Source organism: uncultured Devosia sp. (genome assembly GCF_913055165.1).
In the GTDB taxonomy this organism is placed as follows: Bacteria; Pseudomonadota; Alphaproteobacteria; order Rhizobiales; family Devosiaceae; genus Devosia.
This window is the reverse complement of record NZ_CAJXJS010000003.1, coordinates 98,715-123,090: the sequence shown is the minus strand read 5'-3', so window position 1 is coordinate 123,090 and position 24,376 is coordinate 98,715. Positions and strand designations below refer to the sequence as shown.

Annotated in this window: 23 protein-coding genes; 18 read left to right on the top strand and 5 right to left on the bottom strand. The window is 62.2% G+C overall.

What is annotated here, in order from left to right; genetic code table 11:
* Window positions 1-225 precede the first annotated feature (225 nt).
* The 4 genes from QZ564_RS02485 (at window position 226) to QZ564_RS02470 (ending at window position 2,531) form a co-directional block, all read left to right on the top strand.
* A complete protein-coding gene (locus QZ564_RS02485; RefSeq protein WP_297104074.1) occupies window positions 226-585 on the top strand; it encodes a DUF427 domain-containing protein in 360 nt (119 codons plus the stop codon).
* A 62-nt stretch (window positions 586-647) separates the two neighbouring features.
* A complete protein-coding gene (locus tag QZ564_RS02480) occupies window positions 648-839 on the top strand; it encodes a hypothetical protein (protein ID WP_297104072.1) in 192 nt (63 codons plus the stop codon).
* An 18-nt stretch (window positions 840-857) separates the two neighbouring features.
* Window positions 858-1,823 carry a DMT family transporter gene (locus tag QZ564_RS02475; RefSeq protein WP_297104071.1) on the top strand — a complete coding sequence of 322 codons (966 nt, stop codon included), beginning with the start codon at window positions 858-860 and terminating at the stop codon, window positions 1,821-1,823.
* 300 nt (window positions 1,824-2,123) lie between these two features.
* Window positions 2,124-2,531, top strand: coding sequence for a hypothetical protein (locus QZ564_RS02470; protein ID WP_297104070.1), 408 nt, complete (start codon window positions 2,124-2,126; stop codon window positions 2,529-2,531).
* Here the strand turns inward: QZ564_RS02470 and QZ564_RS02465 are convergent.
* Window positions 2,528-3,955, bottom strand: coding sequence for a sigma-54 dependent transcriptional regulator (locus tag QZ564_RS02465; RefSeq protein ID WP_297104068.1), 1,428 nt, complete (start codon window positions 3,953-3,955; stop codon window positions 2,528-2,530). The genes QZ564_RS02470 and QZ564_RS02465 overlap by 4 nt on opposite strands.
* A gap of 121 nt (window positions 3,956-4,076) precedes the next feature.
* On the opposite strand from QZ564_RS02465, the gene QZ564_RS02460 reads away from it, so the two are divergent.
* The 4 genes from QZ564_RS02460 to QZ564_RS02445 all read left to right on the top strand — a co-directional run bounded on the left by QZ564_RS02460 (window position 4,077) and on the right by QZ564_RS02445 (window position 8,718).
* On the top strand, window positions 4,077-5,297 hold the full coding sequence (locus tag QZ564_RS02460; RefSeq protein WP_297104062.1) for an ROK family transcriptional regulator: 1,221 nt from the start codon (window positions 4,077-4,079) through the stop codon (window positions 5,295-5,297).
* A 99-nt stretch (window positions 5,298-5,396) separates the two neighbouring features.
* Window positions 5,397-6,665 (top strand): EAL domain-containing protein, encoded by a 1,269-nt coding sequence (locus tag QZ564_RS02455; protein ID WP_297104060.1) that lies wholly within the window; start codon window positions 5,397-5,399, stop codon window positions 6,663-6,665.
* A 97-nt stretch (window positions 6,666-6,762) separates the two neighbouring features.
* Window positions 6,763-7,629 carry a TIGR01459 family HAD-type hydrolase gene (locus QZ564_RS02450; RefSeq protein ID WP_297104058.1) on the top strand — a complete coding sequence of 289 codons (867 nt, stop codon included), beginning with the start codon at window positions 6,763-6,765 and terminating at the stop codon, window positions 7,627-7,629.
* Between the two features lie 117 nt (window positions 7,630-7,746).
* On the top strand, window positions 7,747-8,718 hold the full coding sequence (locus tag QZ564_RS02445; RefSeq protein WP_297104056.1) for a bifunctional riboflavin kinase/FAD synthetase: 972 nt from the start codon (window positions 7,747-7,749) through the stop codon (window positions 8,716-8,718).
* 61 nt (window positions 8,719-8,779) lie between these two features.
* On the opposite strand, the gene QZ564_RS02440 is transcribed toward QZ564_RS02445, so the two are convergent.
* Window positions 8,780-9,808 (bottom strand): hypothetical protein, encoded by a 1,029-nt coding sequence (locus QZ564_RS02440; protein ID WP_297104054.1) that lies wholly within the window; start codon window positions 9,806-9,808, stop codon window positions 8,780-8,782.
* 272 nt (window positions 9,809-10,080) lie between these two features.
* On the opposite strand from QZ564_RS02440, the gene QZ564_RS02435 reads away from it, so the two are divergent.
* The 7 genes from QZ564_RS02435 (at window position 10,081) to rsmD (ending at window position 18,399) form a co-directional block, all read left to right on the top strand.
* The gene (locus QZ564_RS02435; RefSeq protein ID WP_297104052.1) at window positions 10,081-10,470 is read left to right on the top strand and encodes a hypothetical protein; all 390 of its coding nucleotides are present in this window, start codon (window positions 10,081-10,083) and stop codon (window positions 10,468-10,470) included.
* 1 nt (window position 10,471) lies between these two features.
* A complete protein-coding gene (locus QZ564_RS02430; RefSeq protein WP_297104051.1) occupies window positions 10,472-11,653 on the top strand; it encodes a hypothetical protein in 1,182 nt (393 codons plus the stop codon).
* An 80-nt stretch (window positions 11,654-11,733) separates the two neighbouring features.
* Window positions 11,734-14,706: an isoleucine--tRNA ligase gene (gene ileS / locus QZ564_RS02425; protein ID WP_297104049.1), complete on the top strand. Its 2,973-nt coding sequence runs from the start codon at window positions 11,734-11,736 to the stop codon at window positions 14,704-14,706.
* Between the two features lie 2 nt (window positions 14,707-14,708).
* Entirely contained in the window at window positions 14,709-15,281 is a 573-nt protein-coding gene (gene lspA, locus QZ564_RS02420; RefSeq protein ID WP_297104047.1) for a signal peptidase II, read from the top strand.
* A gap of 85 nt (window positions 15,282-15,366) precedes the next feature.
* On the top strand, window positions 15,367-16,062 hold the full coding sequence (locus QZ564_RS02415; protein ID WP_297104045.1) for a hypothetical protein: 696 nt from the start codon (window positions 15,367-15,369) through the stop codon (window positions 16,060-16,062).
* A gap of 123 nt (window positions 16,063-16,185) precedes the next feature.
* Window positions 16,186-17,841, top strand: a complete 1,656-nt coding sequence (locus QZ564_RS02410) for a pseudouridine synthase (RefSeq protein ID WP_297104043.1) — start codon at window positions 16,186-16,188, stop codon at window positions 17,839-17,841.
* A gap of 3 nt (window positions 17,842-17,844) precedes the next feature.
* A complete protein-coding gene (gene rsmD, locus QZ564_RS02405) occupies window positions 17,845-18,399 on the top strand; it encodes a 16S rRNA (guanine(966)-N(2))-methyltransferase RsmD (RefSeq protein ID WP_297104041.1) in 555 nt (184 codons plus the stop codon).
* A 22-nt stretch (window positions 18,400-18,421) separates the two neighbouring features.
* On the opposite strand, the gene QZ564_RS02400 is transcribed toward rsmD, so the two are convergent.
* The 3 genes from QZ564_RS02400 to QZ564_RS02390 are packed head-to-tail and all read right to left on the bottom strand — an operon-like array spanning window position 18,422 to window position 20,448.
* Window positions 18,422-18,838 carry a Fur family transcriptional regulator gene (locus QZ564_RS02400; RefSeq protein ID WP_297104039.1) on the bottom strand — a complete coding sequence of 139 codons (417 nt, stop codon included), beginning with the start codon at window positions 18,836-18,838 and terminating at the stop codon, window positions 18,422-18,424.
* On the bottom strand, window positions 18,828-19,694 hold the full coding sequence (locus tag QZ564_RS02395) for a metal ABC transporter permease (protein WP_297104086.1): 867 nt from the start codon (window positions 19,692-19,694) through the stop codon (window positions 18,828-18,830). Before QZ564_RS02395 ends, QZ564_RS02400 begins: the two co-directional genes overlap by 11 nt.
* Window positions 19,636-20,448, bottom strand: coding sequence for a metal ABC transporter ATP-binding protein (locus QZ564_RS02390; RefSeq protein WP_297104037.1), 813 nt, complete (start codon window positions 20,446-20,448; stop codon window positions 19,636-19,638). The genes QZ564_RS02395 and QZ564_RS02390 overlap by 59 nt, the downstream gene beginning before the upstream one ends.
* Before the next feature lie 186 nt (window positions 20,449-20,634).
* On the opposite strand from QZ564_RS02390, the gene QZ564_RS02385 reads away from it, so the two are divergent.
* The 3 genes from QZ564_RS02385 to QZ564_RS02375 all read left to right on the top strand — a co-directional run bounded on the left by QZ564_RS02385 (window position 20,635) and on the right by QZ564_RS02375 (window position 24,373).
* Window positions 20,635-21,597 (top strand): zinc ABC transporter substrate-binding protein, encoded by a 963-nt coding sequence (locus QZ564_RS02385; RefSeq protein WP_297104035.1) that lies wholly within the window; start codon window positions 20,635-20,637, stop codon window positions 21,595-21,597.
* Window positions 21,598-21,829: 232 nt separating this feature from the next.
* Window positions 21,830-23,014, top strand: a complete 1,185-nt coding sequence (gene aztD / locus QZ564_RS02380) for a zinc metallochaperone AztD (RefSeq protein WP_297104033.1) — start codon at window positions 21,830-21,832, stop codon at window positions 23,012-23,014.
* A 162-nt stretch (window positions 23,015-23,176) separates the two neighbouring features.
* A complete protein-coding gene (locus tag QZ564_RS02375) occupies window positions 23,177-24,373 on the top strand; it encodes a GTP-binding protein (protein WP_297104032.1) in 1,197 nt (398 codons plus the stop codon).
* The last annotated feature ends 3 nt before the right edge of the window (window positions 24,374-24,376 follow it).

Here is a 24,376-nt window from a genome sequence, read left to right as displayed (position 1 = left end):
CGACGGACGACCACGCGGTCATGCAGGGGACGGAAGCCCATGTTTTGTTCCTCTTGGCATCATTTCTGAATGCAATTCCGGACCTGTTAGCACTCGCTTGCAGTGAGTGCTAACAGGCTGCCGGGGATATAGGGAGCACCCATGAATAGAGTCAAGGCTCGTGAACCTAAGTTTTTTCTCGTGCGTTACTGTCGCTAGGATTTCGCTACGCATTGAGAGGTTGAAATGGACGATCGCAGGGACCACCAGGCACGGGTGACGCCGGTCGATGGGCGCGTGCACATCATTTTTGATGATGCTGAAATTGCCAGCACCCTCAAAGCATTGAGCCTGGAGCAGCAGGGTCAGTCGCCAATGGTTTTTGTGCCGATGGACGATATCCATCCCGGCATTCTGGAAGCCTCGGAAACCCGGCGGCAGGACGATGGCCCGGGCGAGGCCCACTATTATACCATCAAGACGCTCACCGCCGATGGTGCAGACGAAGCCTGGTACTATCCTTATGCGGAGGGGCCTTACGCTCCAATACGCGACATGCTGACCTTCGGTGGGGATCGCGTATCGCTTCGAGTGTCCGAAGTCTAGACCGGAGAGGGCAACGCTTTTGCCCCTTCCCCCCGCTCTGAGTCTGGGCCATAAGCACAGCCATGAGCGAACAATCTTCTCTTCAGATCAAGCTGCGCCGTGCCGGCGGCGTTGGACCCAATACCAATTGGCATTGGGAGGTTCAGGACGCTTCGGGCAAGGTCCTCAAGACCGGCAGTGCCGTCGGCCCTGAGCACAAGGCCTTTGCCACGGCCCGTATCGCCAAGGAAAAGCTGGAAGCAGCGGGCAAGTAAGCCCCGGACAGGACCGAAGTGACCGCGCCTTCCGCAGAGCCCGCTGCGACCCCCAACCACGCCTCAGGCGGACCGCTCCGCGGCATTATGCTCAAGGTCGCATCAGTCTGCAGTTTCGTGGTCATGGCGACCATGCTCAAGGCGACGCTCACCATCCCGTCGGGGCAAATGGTGTTCTTCCGCTCCTTTTTTGCCATGCTGCCGGTGCTGGCCTTCCTGGCTTGGAGAGGCAAGCTCACCTATGCCTTTCGGACAAAGCGTCCACTAGGTCATGTCCTGCGCGGCCTGATCGGCGTTTCAGCCATGAGTCTGGGCTTTTTCGCGCTGACCCGCCTGCCTTTGCCCGAAGCAACGGCCATCGGCTATGCGGCACCGCTGATCATCGTCATTCTCTCGGCCGTGCTATTGCGGGAACGGGTCCATGTGTTTCGGTGGACCACCGTGCTGGTCGGCCTCGCGGGTGTTCTGGTTATTCTCTGGCCCCGTCTGACGGTTTTTTCGGGTGACACGCCGGTGGGCAACGCAGAATCGATCGGCGCCATTGCTGCGCTCGGCGGCGCAATCCTGTCGGCCTTCGCCATGCTGCAGGTGCGCACTCTGGTGCAGACCGAACGCACCGAAGCCATCGTCACCTATTTCTTCATCAGCGCCAGCGTCATCAGCCTGCTGACGATCCCCCTGGGATGGGTCTGGCCCACGCCTGAACAGGCTGTTCTGCTGGTCGGTGCGGGGTTCTTCGGCGGTATTGGCCAGCTTCTGCTGACGTCCTGCTATCGCTATGCCGACATGTCGGTAATCGCGCCCTTTGAATATACTTCGCTGATCCTGACCATCGTCATCGGCTTCGTCATCTTTGCTGACGTGCCGACCCCGACCATGGTCATTGGCGCGCTCATCATCGTGTGCTCGGGCATAGCCGTCATCCTGCGCGAACGTTATCTTGGCCTTGATCGCTCCAAGTCACGCGAAGCCAATACGCCCTAGCCGGGGGCCAGCGGCGCCGCCACGGCGGTGCTGATCAGCGGGATGCCGAACTGCGGCAGCTCAAAATTGTCCAGCCTTGGCGTGAGGACGAGGGCGAACAAAGCCACTGCGGCGCCTGTCTTGAGCCATCTGGCCCTTCTGCGCCTTTGGGCCACGGTAACCATCTGAAATCACCTCCTGTTTGTAGGTGATCCAATGCTGCGGCGGCGTTGCGGGTTGCATCGCTGAAGGGAATGCTGGCATTTTGCCGGCGCAATCGGTGAGGGTAAACTGGTACTGTCGCCGCCAGTTCTGCTTCAAATGCGTTGGCGGACCCTGGAGCACCATATGGCCGGCACTGCTGCAATCATCTTCACGACGCTTATGGCCGGACTGGCCGCGTTCCAGCTTGCCCTGTCGCTAGGTGCACCCATAGGCCACTTCGCCTGGGGCGGGCAGCATCGGGTACTGCCGACCTCATTACGTGTCGGCAGCTTGGTATCGATCCTTCTCTATGCGTTGTTCTCGCTGATTGTGCTCATGCGGGCCGGCCTAGTGCCCGCATGGCCGAACATGAGCTGGATCGTGCCCGCGAGCTGGGTTCTGGTGGTGTACCTGGTGCTGGGCCTTGTGATGAATACCATTTCGCGGAGCCGCGCCGAACGCTACACGATGACGCCCCTGGTATTCACATTGCTGGTCCTGGCCCTGTTCGTCTCGTTGTCCTAACCGGCCGCAGCCATCTCCGACCAGCTCTGGCGCTTGCGGTAAATCGTCGATGGACTGATTTCCAGCGCCGCCGCTGCCATCGAGATATTGCCACCAAACACAGCAATGGCGTCTTCGATGATGCGTTGCTCCTGCTGCCACATGGGCAGGACGATCCGCCGTTCCGCGCGCGGCGCTTCCACTGGCGCGGGGTTGGACACGCGCGATTCGATATCGGCGGCTTCCAGCATTTCGGCGGTAATTTCGCCGCCGTCGAACATGACGACCAGCCGGCGGACAAGGTTCTGCAATTGTCGGACATTGCCCGGCCAGTCCGCAGCGGTCAGCTGCTGTGCGGCCTCAGCCGACACGCCCGAAAAGCGCTTGTGTTCTTCCTGCGCATACCGGCTGAGGAAGTGCCGGGTGAGCAGCATGATGTCGCTGGGGCGCTGCCGCAGCGGCAGCAGGTGAATGGGCAGGACGTGCAGCCGGTAGAAGAGGTCTTCACGGAACTGACGATTGGCGATCATCTGCATGGGGTTGCGATTGGTCGCGCAGATGACGCGCACATCGACCTTTCGCGCGGCGGTCTCGCCTACACGCGAAATGCAGCCACTCTGAAGAAAGCGCAGCAGTTTGGACTGCAGTGACAGGTCAAGTTCGCCGACCTCGTCCAGGAACAGGGTGCCGCCATGGGCCAGCTCGGCCGCGCCCTTGCGGTCTTCATGCGCGCCGGTAAAAGCTCCGCGCACGACCCCGAACAACTCGCTCTCCATCAGGTCTCGCGGAATGGCCGCACAATTGATGGCCACAAACCGGCTATCCGCACGCGGGCCCTTGGCGTGCAGCGCCTCGGCGCAAACGTCCTTGCCGGTGCCGCTCTCTCCGGTAATGAAGACGGGCGCGGAAGAGGCCGCCACGCGACTGATCTGTTCGTACAGGAACTGCATGGCGCTGGAGGCGCCGACAAAACCGGCAAAGTCCGTGATGTCCCGGTCCGGCGCAGCTTCCGCGCCCAGGGAGCGGGGACGTCCGTGGCGCTGCGCCAGTTCCGCCAGCCGCCCGGCGAGCACGCTGCCATTGACGGGTTTGGCCACATAATCATGCGCGCCGGCACGCATCGCGCCCAGAGCCGCGCTGACCGAACTGCTGTCGGCGACCGCCAGGATCAAGGCTCCATTGGCCAGGCGGACCAGCCGGCCCATGGCGTCTTCGACATTGGCCGCAATATCCCCAAGGCTGGCGAGATCACAGATGACCACGTCAAATTGCAGCTTGCGCAATAGCTCGAAGGCATCCCGACCGGCGCCCGCGTGGGTGATTTGCGGTGCAACCAGAAGGGCCCCGGCGAGTTCAGAACACGTCTGGCGAGCGCAAGCAGAGTCGCTGTCGATCAGCAGAAGCCGGCCGCACAGCGTATTGTCGCTTCCGCTCGTCATCATCATGCCGCTATAACCTTGCAATCGTCCGCAACCGGACCGTTCTTGTCGTTGCCCCAAGTCTTGCTGATTAGGGTAAATATTCCGTTCTTGTGTCCACTGACCAAACAGCGATTAACCCGGCGCCATGCGTGATCTTCCCGATGAAGACGTGTTCGAACCCATCGTTCGCGGCATAACCCAGTCGGGTGTGCGACTGGCCAACGAACGCGCCGTATTGAGCCTGATTGCGGGGATTCCGGGCGTATCCAATGCCGATATTGCGCGCCGGTCGGGCTTGGGCCCGCAAACCACGGCCCGCATTCTGGCCGATCTCGAAGCGCGGGACCTGATCATCCGCGGCGAAGTGCTAAGAGGGCGCCGCGGCCAGCCCGCCACACCCTATCGTTTGAACCCGCTTGGCGGATATTCTATCGGCGTCGAGATCGGCTGGCAGCACTTCGAGGTGCTGTTGCAGAACCTTGCTGGACAACCGATCGCCGTGACGCGGCGCGCCTACCAATACCCCAATCCCGACACGGTCTTTGCCGAGATTGCGGCGGATGTCGAGACGGCGCTTTCTAGCCTCTCGCAGGACCAGCGCGAGCGTGTCGCCGGCATTGGCGTTACCTCTCCCGGCAATTTCGGCCCCTTGCTTTCCCATCTTGGTGCACCAGATTGTGTCATCAAGGCCTGGGCGTCGGTGGAGATAGTTCCGCGTCTGACACGCGAAACCGGCCTGCCGGCTTTCTGGGTAAACGATGGCAGCGCCGCAGCATGGCGGGAGATCACTGCCCGCCCCGCACCACGCCCGAAAGGAATGGCCAGCTTCTTTGTCGGCACCTTCGTCGGCGGTGGCATTGTCACGGAAGGGGCCCTGCTCGAGGGGCCATACGGCAACGCGGCCGATCTCGGAGCCATTGTGGTGCAGGAGCGGGGCGGTCCCCCGGCCTATCTGCATCTGACGGCCTCCCTGCATGCCTTGGTCTTGCGCGCCCTTGAAGCCGGTCATGCGCGCCCCGCTGGCTCACCGCGCCGCTGGGATTGGGAAGGAATGGGCATTGCGGTGGACCGCTGGATTGATGATGCCGGGCACGCACTGGCGCAGGCCATCCTCACCACAACGGCCATGGTCGAAGTGGACGTGGTCACGCTCAATGGCGATCTACCAGGGCCGGTTCTGTCGCGATTGCTTGAAGCGACTGCCCGTCATCTCGATCAGTTTCCAGTTCTTCTGGCCCACCGTCCCCGGTTGTTGCCTGGCCTTGGTGGACCCTCGGCTGCAGCTTTGGGAGCCGCGCAACTCCTCTTGTTCCGACGCCATTTTTCGCGCGCCTGGGACCTATTTGACCCCGAACACGACAAATAGGCCGGGGAGAGGCGGGTTACGGCGCTTTTTAACAATTGTGCGGGGTGCTAAGTAAAACAGGCCGAATCCCGGCGAATGACAAGGGGTTTCAGGGCCGCCGTGCAGGCACTTGTGTATTCGTTCATCGCGCTTTCCGCAGCCGGCATGGGGGCATTGGCCTATTTTGGCCTGACCTTTACGCCGGCCAATGCGATTCTGGTTGCGGTGGTTTTTGCCTGTACCTGCGTTGTGCTGATGGAACGGGTGTTGCGCCAGCGCGCCGAGAACCGTCTTGAGCGCGCCATAGAGGATCTTTCGCGCCTATTGGCCACCGATGCGCAGGCCGGCGCTGTGCTCGGGCAGCGGATCAACGCCATCGCCGACCTCAATCCCGGTCAACGCCTGGAGACTGTTGAGGCCGACATATCCGTCCTCGGCACGGTTATCCGCCAGGTTGCCGAGGCGGTGGCGGAGGTGGAGGACAAGGTCGCCAAGGCCGGTACGAACCGTCCGGATCGCCCCCAATCAGTCGACAATCGGATGATTGCCGCGCCGATCGATGAACCGCCAGCTCGGGTGCCCATGCCCGAAACCGAGCCGGTCATACCAATTGAAGTATTGCGGCAGGCGATCGACGAAAACCGCCTCGTGCATCATATCCAACCCGTCGTTCGCCTGCCGCAGCGTCGCGCGGTGGGTTACGACTTGGTGCCGCGGTTGATGCTGGAAGATGGCGAGCTCGCTGAAAGCCAAGACTTCATGCCGCGTCGCGGCGGCAAGGACATCGTGCGCCTGATCGAAGGCACGGGCTTGATCGAGGCCGTTGCCATTGCCCGGCGCTCGCGCACCAGCGGCCAGCCGGCAATGCTGCATATCCCCCTGTCCCGTGCGACTTTGGGCGATGAGGCAGCCACCGAACAATTGTTGGCAACGCTCGATGCCAATCGCGCCATTGCCGGGGCCCTGACGTTTCTCATGCGGGATGCCGATTGGCAGGAAATGACCACGCGCGAGCGGGCGGTGGTCGAACAGGTCGCCAGGAAGGGCGCCGGCTTCTCCCTGGCCCGCATGCGCTCCCTGCGCGTTGACGTGGCGGACCTGGCCGCGCTCGGTGTCCGCTCCCTGCGGGTCGACGCATCGCGCTTCCTTGAGGCTCCAGAGAAATTCACCGACTTCCATATTTCTGACATCGCCAACTATATGGCGCGTTTCGAGGTATCCCTGCTCGCCACCGGTATTGCCAGTGAGCGGCAGATCGTGGAGCTGCTCGACAACGATATCGTCCTGGTGCAGGGCGACTACATCGCCGCGCCCGGCGCGGTTCGCAGCGACCTTGTTCTCGATGCAGCGCGCCCCGCCACCCAGCCATTGCGCCGCGCCGAACTCTGAGGGACGCTCCAGGGCGATCGCATATCCGCTTTTTGCTTGATCCATCGGCACAAACTGCCACATAGGTCCCGATGCCCCACCAGCGCGAAGGCAAGCCATGACTGCGCCTCTCCCCACCATCTCAGGTCTTTCAGAGCTTTCGGGCCGCTATGACGCCGTGCTCAGCGATGTCTGGGGAGTTGTCCACAATGGGGTCTCGGCATTTCCTGAAGCGGTAGAGGCTTTGCGGGCCTTCCGGCGCGGCGGCGGCAGGGCCGTGCTCATTACCAATGCACCGCGCCCGTCTGCGCCCATCGTGGCTATGCTGGATCGTCTGGGCGTCCCGCGCGACGCCTATGACGCCATCGTTTCATCGGGGGATTCGACCCGGGCGATGATCGAAAAATACCGGGGCAGGGCCATCCATCATGTCGGTCCACCGACTGAGGATGACGCCCTCTATGAAGGATTGGACCTGCGCCGAGCCGGGGCCGAGGAAGCCGAAGTCGTGGTGGTGACAGACCTCGACACGGACGATGATACTCCGGAAATGTATCGCGAGCGGGCCAGGTTCTGGCTCTCGCGAAAACTGCCGATGATCTGCGCCAATCCCGATCGCGTCGTCGAACATGGCGACAAGATCATCTATTGCGGCGGCGCTCTGGGTGATCTCTATTCGGCCATGGGTGGCATGGTCCACATGGCTGGTAAGCCCTATCCACCCATTTATGAACAGGCCTTTGCCCTGGCTGAAAACGCCGCCGGACGCAGCTTGGACAAATCGCGGGTGCTGGCGATCGGCGACAGTGTGCGGACAGACGCTGCGGGTGCTGCCCAATTTGGAGTCGACCTGTTGTTTATCACCGGCTCAATCCATGCTGCCGAGCTGGATGCCTTCGGCAAGCCCGACCCGCAGGCCATTGCCGATCTCCTCGCCCCCAGCCGCGCTCATGTCGCCGGCTATCTGCCACGTCTCGCTTGGTAAGACCTTGAGCTGCGGGCCGTCATTGCTCTCTTCATTGCCCGACCGGTCGGGATATCCCGTGGCCCATCGGGCAGGGCTCGGCGGTAAGGCACGTGCAGTCCGATCTGGAGTATCGAGTTGACCTTTATCCGCCTCTCCAGCCTCGATGACCTGCCGGCGCAACTGCGGCATGCCTTCGTTGCCATCGGCAACTTCGATGGGCTGCATCGGGGCCACCAGTCCATCCTGGCCCGCTTGCTGTCCCAGGCGCGGGCCGCTGGTGCCCCGGCGCTGATGCTGACTTTCGAGCCGCACCCGCGCGACGTCTTCGCGCCGGCCCCTTTCATGTTCCGCCTGACCCAGGGTGACGCCAAGGCGCGCCTCGCCGAAGCCATGGGGCTCGATGGCATCATCATTTTGCCATTCGACCGCGATTTTTCGCAGAACGAGGCCGAGGTCTTTGTCGAAACCATGTTGGTTGAACAGCTAGGGGTGCGCGGCGTTATTGTGGGCGCCGACTTCCATTTCGGTCGCCAGCGTCGGGGAACCCCGGCCTTCCTGCGGGCAGCCGGCGAACGCCTGGGTTTCCACGTCGACACACTCGATCTGATGGACGAGGGGGAGGAGCCCATCTCATCCTCGCGTATCCGCGCGGCCCTTTCCGAGGGTGCCGTGACCGCGGCCAATCGGCTTCTGGGTTACCACTGGTTTTTCGAAGGTTGTGTGGTCAAGGGCGACCAGCGCGGACGGGAATTGGGCTTCCCCACGGCCAATACCGCCACCCCCGCCGGCTTCCAGCTCGCCCAGGGTGTCTATGCCGTCAGGGCGCGGCTGGGCGAACGGCTCTTTGACGGTGTTGCCGCTTATGGCAAGCCGATGTTCGACAATCAGCGCCCGCCCTTTGAGACGCATCTGTTCGATTTTGACGAAGATATCTATGGCCAGTCCCTGGGCGTTGCCCTGATCGGTCATATCCGCGGGCAGGAGGTCTTTTCGGGCCTAGAAGAGCTGATGTCAGCCATGGATCGCGACGCCCGCAAGGCGCGCGCGATGATTGCGGCGGCCGGGCCCATCAGTCCACTGGACCAGATGCTGGGCTTTTTCGGCTAGAGCGCTTTCAGCAAAAGTGGACGCCACTTTTGCGGTTCAAAAGCGCGACCGACAAAATGCTCTACCCTTCATCCATCAGCAGGCGGACAAGCTCGGTCTGCCGCCGCACGCCTGTCTTGTCGAATATGCTGGTCAGTTGGGCGCGTGCCGTGGCGTCCGAAACGCCCCGGGACTCGGCGGCGGACTTGCGGCTGCCCGTCTCGACGATAGCGATTGCCAGCTCGATCTCTGCGCGAGTCAATCCGTTGAGACGCGACAGCTCTTCGATGCGCTTTCTCAGACGCTGCCTGGGATCGGCTATGATGACGATCGCTGCCGGACGCTGTGGCCAGGGGAATGCCATATCGGCCGGGCAGGGCGCGCATTGCACGGTCAGTGTGCCATCTGAACATTCTATCTGTACCCGGCCCCCACCCGTATCGGGGTGATCGAGGCAACGGCCGATCATCAAAGCGAGCTTCTGGTTGCTCGCCTCGTCGGGGCCGGCCAGATGGCCCTGGCGGATGTGGAGTCGGCCGTCAACGAGCATTGAGTGTGCCGTCTGGTTGCAATCCAGCACGGTGCCGCGCCTGTTCAGAAACACCGCGCCCTGGCCGGCCAGATCTAGCGTATCGAGCGTCATCTGGTTGGCTCCGCGCAATTGGGCCAACCACTTCCAGCGTTCAACGGCCTGCTGCAGTTCGGGGGCGATCGCGCGCAGTTGCTCAACCTGGGTTGGCGTGACCTCGCTGGATGTGTTGATCACAAGTGTCCCAAACCAGCCCGTTGAACTGGTCAGGTTCAGGGCCAGACCATGATTGTAGCGCTGTGGAATGCACCACAAATTGTAGAAGTCGCTGCGCCGGAACGCGGCGATCTCGGGCAAGGCGTCAGCCTGCGTTACGGCTCCCGGTCCCTGCCGGGCTACCGCCTGCATGATGGCGTTCTGCTGGTGAAAAATCTCGCGATAGGCAGCGATGCGCCCCAGATCGGTGCGGGGTGCGAATACTTCCAGGGGGCCATTGCGGTGCGAGCCGCCGAGCGTTGCCTCCGTCGCTTCGAAGAGATCGGCGAGCTTGAACAAGAACTCGGACCAGGCTTCATCAGACACGGCAGTTGCCTGCAAGTCGCCACTTAGTCGCTCATGTAGAACCATGGCGCACACCGTTGTTAAGCATGTTCCGGGGCCTAGAACACGTGTTCGATGTAGCAGGTTTTCGCCGCCGCTAGGGTGAAATGGTCAACAAATGGTTAAGCTGACGCCAGGTCGGATGCTGCCTTCGGGCCGCAAAATACTGGGCACTTAGCGTCACGTCGCCTGATTTTTGTTGGCTGGAGCCAGTTTGGCTCTGCCCCAGACGTCAGCGTGAAGGAAGCGTCACAATGTCAAACACACTAGGTCCTCGCCGTCGGCGGCGGCTGGTTCAGGCCTTGGCCACCGTGCTCCTGCTGAGCACGTCGGTGCCGGCCAAAGCCTTTGACCCGGCCGTAACAGAGGAAATCCGGTTCCAGGTGAACTGCGCGATCCTGATGCTCACCGATCCGGAAGAGCATGTGCGGGTCTGCAATCCCAAGCCAATCTCTGGGCAGGGCGGGTCTCTGTCCGACGTTGGTACCGGTGCGGCGCCACCCCCGCCACCGCCCCCGCCACCCCCGCCACCGAAGCCCCAAGAGCCCGTTGTGACCGAGGAAGAGGAGGAGGAAGAGGAAGTGGTGGATCCGTGCCCCGGTGGCAGCGTCAATCCCTGCGGCGGTTGCTTCTACCCGACCTGACATGACCAAGCGGGTCTTGCTCGCCTGGGAAGGCGGCGCGGGCCGAGGGCATGTCGTGACCCTGAAGGTCATGGCCGAAGCGCTCGGCCCGCAGCATCACTACGAAGCCGCACTCTGTCGCATGGAACATGCAGCGGAGCTGTCGGCTGTTTGCGATGAGGTCTACCCTTCGGCCGGGCTTTACCTCCATGCCGGTCCCCGCAAGAAATTGGGCTGGCCACGGACGGCAAACTGGGCCGACTTTCTCGGCGATCTGGTGTTCGCTTTTCCTGAGCGCTTGAAAGTGCAGTTTGACTGGTGGATCGAGGTCTTGCGCTCTCGCCGCATCGACCTCGTCATCGCCGACTTCGCACCGATTTCCATGCTCGCGGCAAAGGCGCTCGATATCCCCTCGGTCTGTGTGGGAACGGGCTATTCGGCGCCTCCGCCAGGTATGAAAACGTTCCCCATCCTGCTGCCGGAGTACACGACGCTGGTGCATGACGAACGACACCTGCTGGACAACGCCAACGCCCTTCTGGCGCCCTTTGACATCGAACCCCTCAAGGCATTTTCCGATGTCTATCGTGCGTCTGTCTCCATGCCACGCACCATCAGGCAACTTGATCCCTATGATGGATTGAGGTCATCCCCTTTGCTCCCGCCGTTGAACGAAGCAGTGCCGCGTGGAACCGGCGCTGGTGAGGACATTTTCGTATATTTCTCGACCGCCGAGACCGCCTATGCCCCGCTGGTCGATGCCTTGTGCGGGCTGGATCTTCCGGTGCGCGCCTTTCTGCCGGGCGCAAGCTTGGAATTGCTTGATCGACTGGGCCGGGCTGGCGTCATAGTGGAAACCGCGCCAGTGCCGGTGGAACTGATTGCCCAGCGCAGCCGGCTGATGCTCAATGCCGGCCAGCACGGCTCGCTTTGCATGGGACTGGGACTGGGCATTCCGCAACTCACACTCCCCCAGCACCTTGAGCATCTTTTTCATGCTCGGCGCGCCTCCGATCTTGGAGTGGCCGAAATCGTCCCTTATCGGTCTTGGGAAGCCTGGCAGATCATCGCCCTGGCACGCGAGATGTATTTTGATCCGACCCGCCAGAGCCGTGCGCGCGAACTGGCCGATGCGCTCTATCCGGATCTCTTCGGCGACATCTCCGGCCTGGTGCGGGAGCGTGTCGAACCGCTTCTGGCCTGAACGCGGCAAATCAGTCTTTGCCCCCCGCGCCATGCCTTGCTAAAAGGCGCGCAAATTCTTCCCGAACCGATTGCCGATCCATGAACGACACCGCTCAAAGCGCGACCGATAAAGACTATTCGGCCACGCTCTTCCTGCCGGAAACCAACTTCCCCATGCGCGCCGGGCTGCCGCAGCGCGAGCCCGACTGGCTCAAGCGTTGGGAAGACATGGATATTTACGCCCTGCAGCGCGAGCAGGCCAAGGATCGGCCACTGTTCACCTTGCATGACGGCCCGCCCTACGCCAACGGCAACATCCATATCGGTCACGCGCTGAACAAGACGCTGAAGGACCTGGTCAGCCGCTCCATGCAGATGCTGGGGTACAACTCGGCCTATGTGCCGGGCTGGGATTGCCACGGCCTGCCCATCGAATGGAAGATCGAGGAGCAGTACCGCGCCAAGGGCAAGGACAAGAACGAGGTTCCCGTCGTCGAATTCCGCCAGGAATGCCGCGCCTTTGCCGAGCAATGGGTCGATGTGCAGCGCGAGGAGTTCAAACGCCTCGGCATTCTGGGTGAGTGGGACAATCCCTACCTCACCATGAGCTTCGACGCCGAAGCCCAGATCGCTCGCGAGCTGATGAAGGTCTCGATGACCGGCCAGCTCTATCGCGGGTCCAAGCCCGTCATGTGGTCGGTGGTCGAGCGCACGGCATTGGCCGAAGCCGAAATCGAATATGCCGACTATGAGAGCGACACCATCTGGGTGAAATTCCCGGTCTCGCGTATCCAGTCGGTCGACGGCAAGGACACCGATGAGGTCATCGCCCATCGCGAGCACTTGACCGGCGCATCTGTCGTCATCTGGACCACGACCCCCTGGACCATCCCGGCCAACCGCGCCATCAGCTTCTCGAACCGCATCGAATACGGCCTCTACGAGGTCACCCATGCGCCGGCCGAAAACTGGGCCAAGACCGGTGACAAGTTGATCCTTGCGGACAAGTTGGCAACCGAAGTCTTCGCCAAGGCCAAGGTCGAGACCTTCGTTCGCCTGCAGAGCGTGCCCGCTTCGGTGCTGGCCGGTATTTCGGCACACCACCCCCTGCGCGGCCTCGGCGGCGGCTACGAATTCGATGTGCCCCTGCTCGATGGTGAACATGTCACCGACGATGCCGGTACCGGCTTCGTGCATACCGCGCCGGGCCATGGTCTTGACGACTTCGGCATCTGGATGGAATCCACCCGCCTCCTCCAGGAGCGCGGCATCGATCCGCGCATCCCGTATTGCGTGGATGATGGCGGCTTCTACACCAAGGATGCTCCCGGCTTCGATGGCGCCCGCGTCATCGACGACAACGGCAAGAAGGGTGATGCCAATCAGCGCGTGATCACGGCGCTGGCCGAACACGGCAATATCATCGCCCGTGGCCGCGTGAAGCACCAATATCCCCATTCCTGGCGCTCCAAGAAGCCGGTGATCTTCCGCAATACCCCGCAATGGTTTGTCTATATGGACAAGGACATTGACGGCGCGGCGGGCGACACATTGCGCACCCGCGCGCTTGCCTCGATCGACAAGACCAGGTTCTACCCCGCTGCCGGACAGAACCGCCTGCGCGCCATGATCGCCGATCGCCCCGATTGGGTCCTGTCGCGCCAGCGCGCCTGGGGCGTGCCGATCACGGTTTTCGTGCATAAGCAGACCAACGAAATCCTGCGCGACGAGGCGGTCAATCACCGTATCGCCCAGAGCTTCGAGGAAGAGGGGGCCGACGCCTGGTTCAAGCCCGGTGCTGCCGCGCGCTATCTCGGGTCGGACTATAAGGCCGACGACTACGAGATGGTCACCGACGTGCTCGACGTCTGGTTCGACAGCGGCTCGACCCATTCCTTCGTGCTGCGCAACAAGCAGAAATGGCCGCATCTGAAATTCCCGGCCTCGATGTATCTCGAAGGCTCGGATCAGCATCGCGGCTGGTTCCATTCGTCGTTGCTCGAAAGCTGCGCCACCAATGGCTACGCGCCCTATGACAGCGTGCTCACCCATGGCTTCACCATGGATGGCGAAGGACGCAAAATGTCCAAATCGCTGGGCAATGTCGTTGCCCCGCAGGAGATCATTAAGCAGTTCGGCGCCGATATCCTGCGCCTCTGGGTCGCTTCGTCCGACTATTCGGAAGATCTGCGCCTGGGCAAGGAAATCATCCAGACCACGGTCGACAGCTACCGCAAGCTGCGCAACACCCTGCGCTGGCTCCTCGGCAATCTCGCGCACTTCAAGGCCGAGGATGTCGTCGACGCCAAGGACATGCCCGAGCTTGAGCGGTTGATGCTGCATCGTCTGGCCCAGCTCGATGCCGGTGTCCGCGCCGCCTACAAGGAATATGACTACCGCAAGGTCGTCACGCTCCTCTCCAACTTCATGAATATCGAGCTATCGGCCTTCTATTTCGATATCCGCAAGGACACGCTCTATTGCGACCCGATCTCCTCGATCAAGCGGCGCTCGGCGCTGACCGTGCTCGACCACCTGTTCAATGCGCTCACCGCCTGGCTCGCGCCGATCCTCGTCTTCACCATGGAAGAATGCTGGCTGGAGCGGCACCCGGAAGACGGCTCTTCGGTGCACCTGCGTCTCTTCCCGGAAATCCCGCAGGCCTGGCTGGATAATGACCTTGCCGCCAAATGGCAGCTGATCCGCGCGGTCCGTCGTGTTGTGACCGGGGCTCTGGAAATCGAGCGCCGCGAGAAGCGCATCGGGTCTTCGCTCGAGGCGGCGCCCAAGGTGTTCATTGCCGATCCGCGCTATGTAGTGGCGCTCGAAGGCCAGGACCTGGCTGAAATCGCCATCACCTCGGCGATCCAGGTCAAGCAGAACGAGGGCCCGGCCGAGGCCTTCCGCCTGGACGATGTTCCTGGCGTGTCGGTGGTCCCGGCTTTGGCCGAGGGCCAACGGTGCGCCCGCTCGTGGAAAGTCCTGCCGGAAGTCGGCTCCGACCCCGAATATCCGGATGTCTCCCCGCGCGATGCCCAAGCGCTGCGCGAACGCGTTGCCGCGGGTCTCTGATCTTGAACTTGGTTGCAGACCAGCGCTTCAACATCTCGGTGATCGCCTCTCTGATGGCGGCGATCATCGCCTTTGGTCTGGATCGGGCACAAAAGGCCTATCACATAGCTGCCGAATGCTATGCCGTCGGTCAGTCTGTTTGTGTCGGGGTCCCGTATTTTTTCGAGCCACCGACCCTTACCGGCTGGCGTGGTGGCGAAATTCTGAACATCACGCCGTTCTTCGACTATGTGCTGGTCTGGAATACGGGCATTTCCTACGGCCTGTTCGACAGCCTGCCGGTCTGGGCATTGGGCGTTCTCATGCTGGTGGCCATCGCCGCGCTGTCGGTCTGGTGGTGGCGCAGCCGGGATATTCTGGTCCGCCTCGGTCTGGCGCTCTGTGTCGGCGGCGCCCTCTCGAACGCGCTTGATCGCCTGATCTATGGCGCGGTGGCCGACTTCTTCCATTTCCATTGGGGGAACTGGTCGTTCTACATCTTCAATCTCGCCGATGTAGCCATTACCCTCGGCGTGGTGCTGCTGTTTGTCGACCTGCTGGGTCTGTTCAAACGCCGCGCCAAGGGGACGACTTAGCCTGGGGCAATCACCTTGCTGCCAGAATCTGGCCTTACCGCTGGGAATGCGCTATAGAAGCCGCCGATATCTTAAGGGAAGTTGCATGCGTATCGCATTGACCAGGCAGAATGCTGCCGCTTCTGCCGCCATGCGTCTGGGTCTGGCGGCTCTCGGGCTTGTTGCAGGTCTGGCCCTATCGGCCTGCACGACGGTGGAAGGCACCAATGCCATGGGCGACTTCGGCACTTTTGAGCGCGAGGTGTTGAACACCACCGCGCGCGGTGTCGGCCTCATCCCCGGCGATCCGCCAAAGGAAGATCTGACGGCCGCCCGCGCGCCCCTCGTGCTGCCCAAGTCCGACGCCAGCCTGCCAGCGCCCACCACTCAGGTCGCGGCGGCTCAACTGCCCGCCAATAGCGATACCGTGCAGCTCGATACCACCAACCTTACCCAGGCTGACATCGCGCTGCTGCGCAATGCGCGCGTTGTTGACATGCGCACACTTGGCGGCCGTCCACTGACCGAGGCCGAGGCTCGCCAGCTTACTGCTCGCATGGTTCAGGCCAATATGGCGGTCACTGCCAATAATGAGCGTCCTCTTTATCTGCCGCCCGCCGAGTACTTCACCCGCGTCGGTGATGCGCAACTGGTCTGCCGCGCCGCGTCGGGCGAGCTTGTTCCGCTCAGCGACGATCGCTGCCCCGCCGATGTGCGCCGGGCGCTACAGAAGCAGGGGCCGACCTCTGGTGGCCTGGGTACGCAGGGCGCCCGCTTGACGGCATCAGACACCCAAAACTGAGCTGCCTGAGCTCTAGACTATCGGCGGCCGGGTTATCCGGCCGCTCTGCATTCATTACCGCGCCGCCCGCCCCAGCGATCCCGCTCGGGGCATAATGGGTCCCGCATGTCAGAAAGTGCTCCAATGAGCGACACTCCCAAACAGCCCGAATCCGCAGACCGCTTGGCTAAAGTCATTGCCCGTGCAGGCCTCTGCTCCCGTCGGGATGCCGAAGGCTGGATTGCCGATGGCCGCGTATCGGTCAACGGCAAGAAGGTTATCACCCCGGCCTTCAATGTCACCAGCAAGGACAAGATCGAGGTCGACGGTCTGCCGCTTGCAGCGCGCCAGGGCACTCGCGTCTGGCTTTATCACAAGCCTGCCGGTCTGGTCGTCACCGAGAAGGACCCTGAGGGCCGGCCGACCATATTCGAGGACCTCGACCGCAAGGGCTTGCCGCGCGTGCTCACCGTCGGTCGCCTCGATATCAACACCGAAGGCCTGTTGCTGCTGACCAATGACGGGGGGCTCAAGCGGGTGCTCGAATTGCCCTCCACCGGCTGGCTGCGGCGTTATCGCGTGCGCGCCTTCGGCTCGGTCACGCAAGCCCAGCTCGACAGCCTCAAGCACGGCATCACCGTCGACGGTGTCCAGTATGGCCCAATCACCGCCACGCTTGAGCGCGAGCAGGGCAGCAATGTCTGGATGGTGCTCGGTCTGCGCGAAGGCAAAAACCGCGAGGTCAAGAATGTTCTCGGTTCTCTCGGTCTCGAAGTGAACCGCCTGATCCGCATCTCCTATGGTCCTTTCCAGCTCGGGGACCTGCCCGAAGGCGGCGTCGAGATGGTCAAATCGCGCATGCTGCGCGATCAGCTCGGCAAGAAGCTGGCCGAGTCGGCCGGTGTCGACTTCGAAAGCGAAGCGCCCGATATGGTCCAACCCGCGCCGCGCGACGATCGTCCCGTACGCTCACCACGCGATCGCGCGCCACTGCGTCCGCGCCCGGCAGGTCGTGATTCCGATCAGCGCGGCTTCCGGGATGAGCGCGAGGCGCGTCCCGGACGCCCACGTCGCGTCCATTTCGAGGATGAGGAGGGACGCGCACCTGAGGCCTATGAGCCCAAGGGCGCTGGTCGCCCGCGGCGTGATTCCGAGGAACAGCCGGCCCGCAGCTTCGGTAAGCCGGCTGCCCGTCCTGAACGCGGCGAGCGCCCGGATCGTGCCGAGGGTCGCAAGTCCTTCGGCGACCGGCCCAAGCGCGACTTCGGCAATAAGCCCGCCCGTTCCTTCGGCGAGCGTCCGGCGCGCGGACCGCGTCCGGAGGGGCGCGTCGAGGCCCGTCCCAAGCGCAGTATTGGCGACAAGCCGGCGCGCGGTGGGTTCTCCGACCGTCCGAAGAAGGATTTTGGGGATCGTCCCAAGCGGGACTTTGCTGACAAGCCCATCCGCTCGTTCGGCGACAAGCCCGTCCGCGGTCCACGCCCGGAAGGCCGCTTCGAAGACCGGCCGAAGCGTGACTATGGCGATCGGCCGCAGCGCTCCCATGGTGACAAGACGGCCCGCGGTCCACGGCCCGAGGGCCGTTCCGGAGATCGTCCACGCCGTGATGGTGCTCCGGGTGGCAAGCCGTTCGGTGACCGCAAGCCCTTTGCTGGCCAACGTGACGAACGGCCGCAGGGTGGTCGCCCGGGTGGCAAACCCTTTGCCGGCAAACCCGGCGCGCGTCCCACGGGTGGCCGCCCTTCTGGCAACCGTCCTTCCGGCGGTCGGCCCTCCGGCCCGCGCAAGCCGCGCGGCTAGACCATGCGCATCGTCGCCGGAAAGTTTCGTGGCAAACAACTGAGTTCGCCGTCGGACGACAGCGTTCGTCCGACGTCGGACCGCGCTCGCGAATCCATCTTCAATATTCTGGGTTCGCGTCTTGGCCCGGTTCTGGTGGGAAAGCGTGTGCTTGACCTGTTTGCGGGCACCGGTGCTCTGGGGCTCGAGGCTCTGTCGCGTGGCGCCGAGCATGTCACCTTTGTGGATACCGGCGTCGAGTCCCGTGGGCTCATCCGCGACCATATTCAGGCCTTTGGTGTCGCAGGCATCACCAAGCTGTTGCGCCGTGACGCCACCGCCCTCGGCACGCCTGGCACTTTTGGTCAGTTCGACCTCATCTTCCTGGACCCGCCCTACAATCGGGGCCTGGGCGAAAAGGCCCTTGTCGAACTCGCCTCCAATGGCTGGATAGCCCCGGGCGCCACCATTGTCTGGGAGGAGGCCGTCGACGCTGATGTCTCCATCCCGCCCGGCTTCGAACTGGAAGATACGCGCGAATATGGTGCCGCGGCCGTTCGCTTTCTGACGTTCACATAACACACCAGAGGCGTCTTTGCCGTTACGCGGCCGCCTTCAGGCAGGCGGCGCATTTGCCGCGGATTTCCATGGTTGTGCGTTCGGTCTTGAAGCCCGTATCCTTGGCCCAGGCCCCCAGGCGCTCCTCGATGACCTCGTCGGCGAATTCATCCACCTTGCCGCAGGCCTCGCAAATCGCGAAAGCGATCAGGCCTTTGCGGTGGCAATGGGCATCTGCGCAGGCCACAAAGGCGTTGAGGGATTCCAATCGATGCGCAAGGCCGCGCTCGACCAGTTTGTCCAGGGCTCGGTAGATCTGCAAAGGCGCCCGCAAGCCCTCGCTCCTAAGCTTGTCGAGAATGTCATAGGCGGATAGCGGGGCCGGGGCGTGGTTCAAAGCACCCAACACCAGTTCCTGGTTGCGGGTCAGGTCCGCCGGCATTCCATGGTCATGCGCCATTGCGTTCTCTCCTGCCAAACAGTCGCGATGTGGGCACTGCCAGCGACACAAGGAAAAGCGCCAGCGCCATCACCACGATGGATGGTCCAGAAGCGGTATCCCAGGTCCGCGATCCGAACAAGCCGCCGACGACCGACAGTCCTCCGAGAACGGCGGCCACCAAGGCCATCATCTCTGGCGTCGCGCTTAGCCGTCTTGCGGTGGCGGCGGGGATGATCAGCAGCGAGGTGATTAGCAACACGCCCACTAGTTTCATGGCAATCGCGATGACGCTGGCCATCAGCACCATCAGAATAATGCGGCTGACTTCTGGCCGTAGCCCCTCGGCCTCGGCCAATTCCGGGCTCACCGTGGCGGCCAGCAGGGGCCGCCAGTTCAGCACCAGGATCGCGAGGATGGCAGTGCCGCCGCCATAGATGATGGCAATGTCTTCCACTGATACAGCCAGGATGTCGCCGAACAGGAATCCCATTAGGTCGATGCGCACCTGCGTCAGGAATCCCACGATCACCAGACCCACGGCAAGGCTCGAATGGCTGAGAATGCCCAGCAGCGCGTCGGTGGAGAGTGTGTTTTGTCGCTGCAGCAACAACAGGGCCCCGGCCACCAGCGCCGCCACAGCAAAGACACCCAACGTCACATTGACTGAGAGCAGGATGGACAGGGCAACGCCCAGCAGCGCCGAATGTGCCATGGTGTCCCCGAAATAGGCCATGCGCCGCCAGACCACGAAGCAGCCCAGCGGGCCGGTTACCGCCGCAAGGCCCAGTCCCGCGATCAGCGCGCGCGAAAAGAAATCACCGAACAGGGGTGTGCTCCCCATGCTCGTGATGGTGATGCACGTGCTCATGGCCATCTTCAGCGCCCACCACGCACCCATCGTCGTGATGTTCATGGTCATGGTGATGCTGATAAAGTGCCAAGGCCGAACTCCGCTCGCCGAAAAGCCGCAGATATTCTGGGCTCGTCTTCACCACGCTGGGCGTGCCCCGGCAACACACATGCCCGTTGAGGCAGATCACCGTGTCGGTTTCGGCCATCACCACATGCAGATCGTGGCTGATCATCAAGATACCGGCATGCGTCGTATCCCGGATTTTCCGGATCAGCTTGTAGAGCGCCACCTCCCCGGAAAAGTCGACACCCTGCACAGGCTCGTCCAGAACCAAGAGGTCAGGCTTCCGGATCATCGCCCGGGCAAACAAAACCCGTTGAAACTCACCCCCGGACAGCTCCTGCACCGCCGCCTTGAGCAACCGCGTCGCACCGACTGCTTCCAACGCGGCGTCGATTTCGGCCGGCGAGAAGCGCCCGGTCAGTGTCATCAGCCGCTCCACCGTCAGCGGCAGCGTCCAGTCGATGCTGAGCTTTTGCGGCACATACCCGATTGTCAGGTCGGGCCTGCGGTTGACTGTACCCATGCTAGGCTTCAATACGCCCGTGACCATCTTTGCGGTCGTCGATTTGCCTGAGCCATTCGGCCCGATCAATGTGACGATTTCGCCGCGGGCAATGGTCAGGTCTATGCCCTCGACCAGCACGCGGCCACCACTCCGTACCCCCGCATTGCTGAGGGTGATCAGGTTTTCTTTGGGCGCTTTGTCCAGCATCGGGCAGCTCTACTCCTTCGCCCCTTCGAAAGGCGGGGCGGGGTGTGAAGTCGGGTGGCCGCCTGGGATCAGCAGAAACGCAGACAATCCGTCTTGACGACCTTGAATACGTTATAGCATAACGTCGCCGCAAGCGTAATAACATAACATGTCGCTTCCGATCTTCCACTCCCAAGAGGCCCGACGATGACCAGTAACTCCTTTGCCCTTGCAGCCTTGTCGACGGCACTGCTCACTGGCACCGCCTGGGCCGCCCCCGCTGTCGTGGCATCGACCAAGCCCGTCCACTCGCTCGTATCGGCTGTCATGGGTGATCTGGGTAGTCCCACATTGTTGGTCAAAGGCGCCAATTCGCCCCATACCTATTCCCTCCGGCCCTCCGATGCGGCCGCACTTGAAAGCGCCGACCTGGTCTTCTGGACCGGTCACGGCATGGAGCTTTTCCTGGCCGACGCGCTCGAAGCGCTCTCTACCAATGCCACGGTTGTCGAATTGGCCGAAGCCCCCGGCATCACGCTGCTTCCCGTCCGTGAGGGGGGCGCCTTTGAAGCACACCTGCATGACGGCGACGATCACGATCATGATGACGCTGGTCACGAACACGATGACCACGATCATGACGGCCATGAGCACAGCGAAGGGGACATGCATTTCTGGCTCAATCCGGACAATGCCAAGCTGATGGTGACCGAAATCGCTACCGTATTGGCCGAAGCCGACCCCGAAAATGCGGTGACCTATCAGGCAAATGCGGCGGCCGAACGGGTTCGTCTCGATGAATTGAGTGAAGAGATCCGCCAAACCCTGGCGCCCGTCGCGGACAAACCCTTTGTCGTCTTCCACGACGCCTACCAGTATTTTGAGAACCGCTTTGGCCTGGCTGTCGCCGGTTCCATAACCGTCTCGCCTGAGGCAATGCCCGGGGCAGCCCGCATCGATGAATTGCGGGCCAAGGTCGCAGAACTTGGCGCCACCTGCGTCTTTGCCGAGCCCAATTTCGAACCAGCCATCGTCAACACCATTATCGAGGGGACAACAGCCAAGGCCGGCACGCTCGACCCGGAGGGCGCTGCCCTCTCGGAAGGACCCAACCTTTACCCGGAGCTTCTGCGCAGCCTCGCTGCCGGTCTCGTTGATTGCCTGGGATAGCCGGTGGCATCGGCTAGCTGGCAACGGTGAAGACGCCGCCGGACCTGACTGGACTTTGGTCAAAGCGCAATGGCGGCTGAATGAACATCGAGCTGCGCTCGGCCCATCGGTAGCCCTTGCCATTTCATCCGGGGCTTTCATTCGATCTCGTCTCACCGATCTGGTCACAACACTCAAGCTTCATCCCATTCGCGCAAAACGAATGTAATGTGCTAACATTTCAGAGGTAGATATGCACAAGACCCTTCTCCTGTCCCTGCTGGCCGTCACTGCGCTCAACGTGCCGGTTTTCGCCGATGATGAGATCAGCGCCTGGCGGCTCTTCGTGGGGGACCATACCGCCCCGCAGGTCACGGCTATAGACCTGACCACTGGCGCGCCCCTTGCCACTTTTCCCCTTGCCGGTCCTGCCAGCCTCTACACCACCGATGGCGCCGTCTTCGCGGTGCAGGGAGCGGCCAATCAGGTTTCCGCCATCGCCTCCGGCATAGAGATCGATGATCATGGCGACCATGGTGACATTGAGATCACCGAGCCAGCTTTGCTCCAAGCCACCCTCAGCGGAGAGAAGCCGGCTCACTTCGTCGAACACGATGGCAAGGTTGCCATGTTCTTCGATGGCTCGGGCCTGGTTAGCCTCTTTGATCCGCACACCTGGGTTCACGACAGCGCTTTGACGACGACGGAACTGGACAGCGGTACCGCCCATCATGGCGTTGCCATTCCTTGGGGCGACTACACGCTGGTCTCGGTCGCCGACGCCGATGATGAAAAGAAGCCCCGCCTTGGTCTCAACGTTCTCGACGCGGAGGGAAAGGTCGTTGGCGAAACTCATCTGTGCCCGGATCTGCACGGCGAGGCTGCCTCGGGCGACATGGTGCTCATCGGGTGCAGCGACGGTCTGCTGCTCGTTTCCGGTTCAGGCGCGCCAAGTGTCCACAAGATCACCTATGAGGGCCTGCCCGAGGGCAAATCAACCACGCTGATCGGTGGCCAGGGCCTGCAGTACTTCGTTGGCAATTACGGGGCCGACAAGGTCGTCATCATCGATCCTTCCGAAGACAACCCGTACCGTCTCATCGATCTCCCAACGCGCCGGGTCCACTTCGTCACCGATCCGGTGCGCCCCAAATACGCTTACGTGTTCACCGAAGACGGGCAACTTCGCCAGCTTGATGTCGTCAAGGGCGAGATCACCAACGCGATCGAGATCACCGAGCCCTATTCCATGGATGGCGAGTGGAGCTTGCCACGACCGCGCCTGGCAGTCGCTGGCGGCGTAATTGCTGTCACCGATCCCCTGGCCGGCAAGGTGCATCTGGTCGACGCCGAGACCTTCGAGATCACCCGCGACATCACCGTGGAAGGCCTGCCCTACACCATCGTGGCCGTTGGCGGTTCTGGCACCACGCACTGACGCCGAACGGTTGCTAGCCGCATTTTACGGCAATCGAGCCAGTCGGGCAGGGGCCCGCACACGATCCTTTGTGTGGGCCCAGCCGATCCTCCCCATCGGGAAAGCGGCGGCGCCTGTCAGCTGGCAAGGCGAAACCCACCCGAACAATCTAAGGTTCCTGCAATGGCCCCGAAGAAACTCCCCGTCACCGTGCTTTCCGGTTTTCTCGGTGCTGGGAAGACCACGCTCCTCAATCACATCCTCAACAATCGCGAAGGCCGCAAAGTCGCGGTGATCGTCAACGACATGAGCGAGGTAAACATCGACGCCGCCCTCGTGCGGGACGGTGGCGCCAATCTCAGCCGCACAGAAGAAGCACTGGTCGAAATGTCCAATGGCTGCATTTGTTGCACCCTGCGAGACGACCTGCTGGCCGAAGTCACGCGCTTGGCCGGTGAGGGGCGCTTCGACTATCTGCTGATCGAATCGAGCGGTATTTCCGAGCCGCTCCCCGTCGCCACCACCTTCGACTTCCGCGACGAACGCGGCTTCTCATTGTCCGACATCACCCGGCTCGACACCATGGTCACGGTGGTGGACTGCGCCAACCTGCTCAAGGACTATGCCTCGCATGACTTTCTGCAAGATCGGAGCGAGACGGCAGGCGAGGGCGATGATCGGGCGCTGGTCGACCTGCTTGTCGAGCAGATCGAATTTGCCGATGTCATCGTGCTCAACAAGATTTCGACAGCGAGCTCGGCTGACCGGCAGGCGGCGCTGACGATTATCAAGGCTCTCAATCCGGTCGCCCGTATCATTGAAACCGACTTCGGCGCTGTAGCGCTGGAAGAGGTACTGGACACGGGGCTCTTCAACCTTGAGGCCGCCGAAGCCAATCCACTTTGGTTCAAGGAATTGAATGGCTATGCGAGCCATGTTCCCGAGACGGAGGAATATGGTGTGCGCTCCTTTGTCTATCGCGCCCGCAGGCCTTTCAATCCTTTGCTTCTGCATCGCTTCATCAATTCCGCCTGGCCAGGCGTCATTCGTGCCAAGGGCTTCTTCTGGCTGGCGACGCGACCCCATTTTGTCGGCGAGCTCAGCCAGGCTGGCTCCTTGGTACGCACGCAACGGCGTGGTTTGTGGTGGGTCGCCGTGCCCTCGCAACGTTGGCCCGATGACAGGCAATGGCGGGAGTCCATGGCGCCCTATCTCGACCCTGTCTGGGGAGATCGGCGGCAGGAGCTTGTCTTCATTGGCGCCGGGCCGATGGACGAAGCCGACATTTGCCGCAAGCTTGATGCTTGCCTGGTGCCAGGGCGCAGCATGGCGCCGGACGATTGGGCCGGCCTGCCTGATCCGTTCCCGCTCTGGAGCTGAACC

What these genes read in the sequence shown, in the direction of transcription:
- ileS (WP_297104049.1), top strand. Translation starts at nt 11,734, where the DNA reads ATGAACGACACCGCTCAAAGCGCGACCGATAAAGACTATTCGGCCACG.
- QZ564_RS02400 (WP_297104039.1), bottom strand. Translation starts at nt 18,838, where the DNA reads ATGGCGCATGACCATGGAATGCCGGCGGACCTGACCCGCAACCAGGAA.
- QZ564_RS02480 (WP_297104072.1), top strand. Translation starts at nt 648, where the DNA reads ATGAGCGAACAATCTTCTCTTCAGATCAAGCTGCGCCGTGCCGGCGGC.
- QZ564_RS02470 (WP_297104070.1), top strand. Translation starts at nt 2,124, where the DNA reads ATGCGTTGGCGGACCCTGGAGCACCATATGGCCGGCACTGCTGCAATC.
- QZ564_RS02415 (WP_297104045.1), top strand. Translation starts at nt 15,367, where the DNA reads ATGCGTATCGCATTGACCAGGCAGAATGCTGCCGCTTCTGCCGCCATG.
- rsmD (WP_297104041.1), top strand. Translation starts at nt 17,845, where the DNA reads ATGCGCATCGTCGCCGGAAAGTTTCGTGGCAAACAACTGAGTTCGCCG.
- aztD (WP_297104033.1), top strand. Translation starts at nt 21,830, where the DNA reads ATGCACAAGACCCTTCTCCTGTCCCTGCTGGCCGTCACTGCGCTCAAC.
- QZ564_RS02375 (WP_297104032.1), top strand. Translation starts at nt 23,177, where the DNA reads ATGGCCCCGAAGAAACTCCCCGTCACCGTGCTTTCCGGTTTTCTCGGT.
- QZ564_RS02410 (WP_297104043.1), top strand. Translation starts at nt 16,186, where the DNA reads ATGAGCGACACTCCCAAACAGCCCGAATCCGCAGACCGCTTGGCTAAA.
- QZ564_RS02485 (WP_297104074.1), top strand. Translation starts at nt 226, where the DNA reads ATGGACGATCGCAGGGACCACCAGGCACGGGTGACGCCGGTCGATGGG.
- QZ564_RS02435 (WP_297104052.1), top strand. Translation starts at nt 10,081, where the DNA reads ATGTCAAACACACTAGGTCCTCGCCGTCGGCGGCGGCTGGTTCAGGCC.
- QZ564_RS02385 (WP_297104035.1), top strand. Translation starts at nt 20,635, where the DNA reads ATGACCAGTAACTCCTTTGCCCTTGCAGCCTTGTCGACGGCACTGCTC.
- QZ564_RS02450 (WP_297104058.1), top strand. Translation starts at nt 6,763, where the DNA reads ATGACTGCGCCTCTCCCCACCATCTCAGGTCTTTCAGAGCTTTCGGGC.
- QZ564_RS02395 (WP_297104086.1), bottom strand. Translation starts at nt 19,694, where the DNA reads ATGGCCATGAGCACGTGCATCACCATCACGAGCATGGGGAGCACACCC.
- QZ564_RS02390 (WP_297104037.1), bottom strand. Translation starts at nt 20,448, where the DNA reads ATGCTGGACAAAGCGCCCAAAGAAAACCTGATCACCCTCAGCAATGCG.
- QZ564_RS02430 (WP_297104051.1), top strand. Translation starts at nt 10,472, where the DNA reads ATGACCAAGCGGGTCTTGCTCGCCTGGGAAGGCGGCGCGGGCCGAGGG.
- QZ564_RS02465 (WP_297104068.1), bottom strand. Translation starts at nt 3,955, where the DNA reads ATGATGATGACGAGCGGAAGCGACAATACGCTGTGCGGCCGGCTTCTG.
- QZ564_RS02460 (WP_297104062.1), top strand. Translation starts at nt 4,077, where the DNA reads ATGCGTGATCTTCCCGATGAAGACGTGTTCGAACCCATCGTTCGCGGC.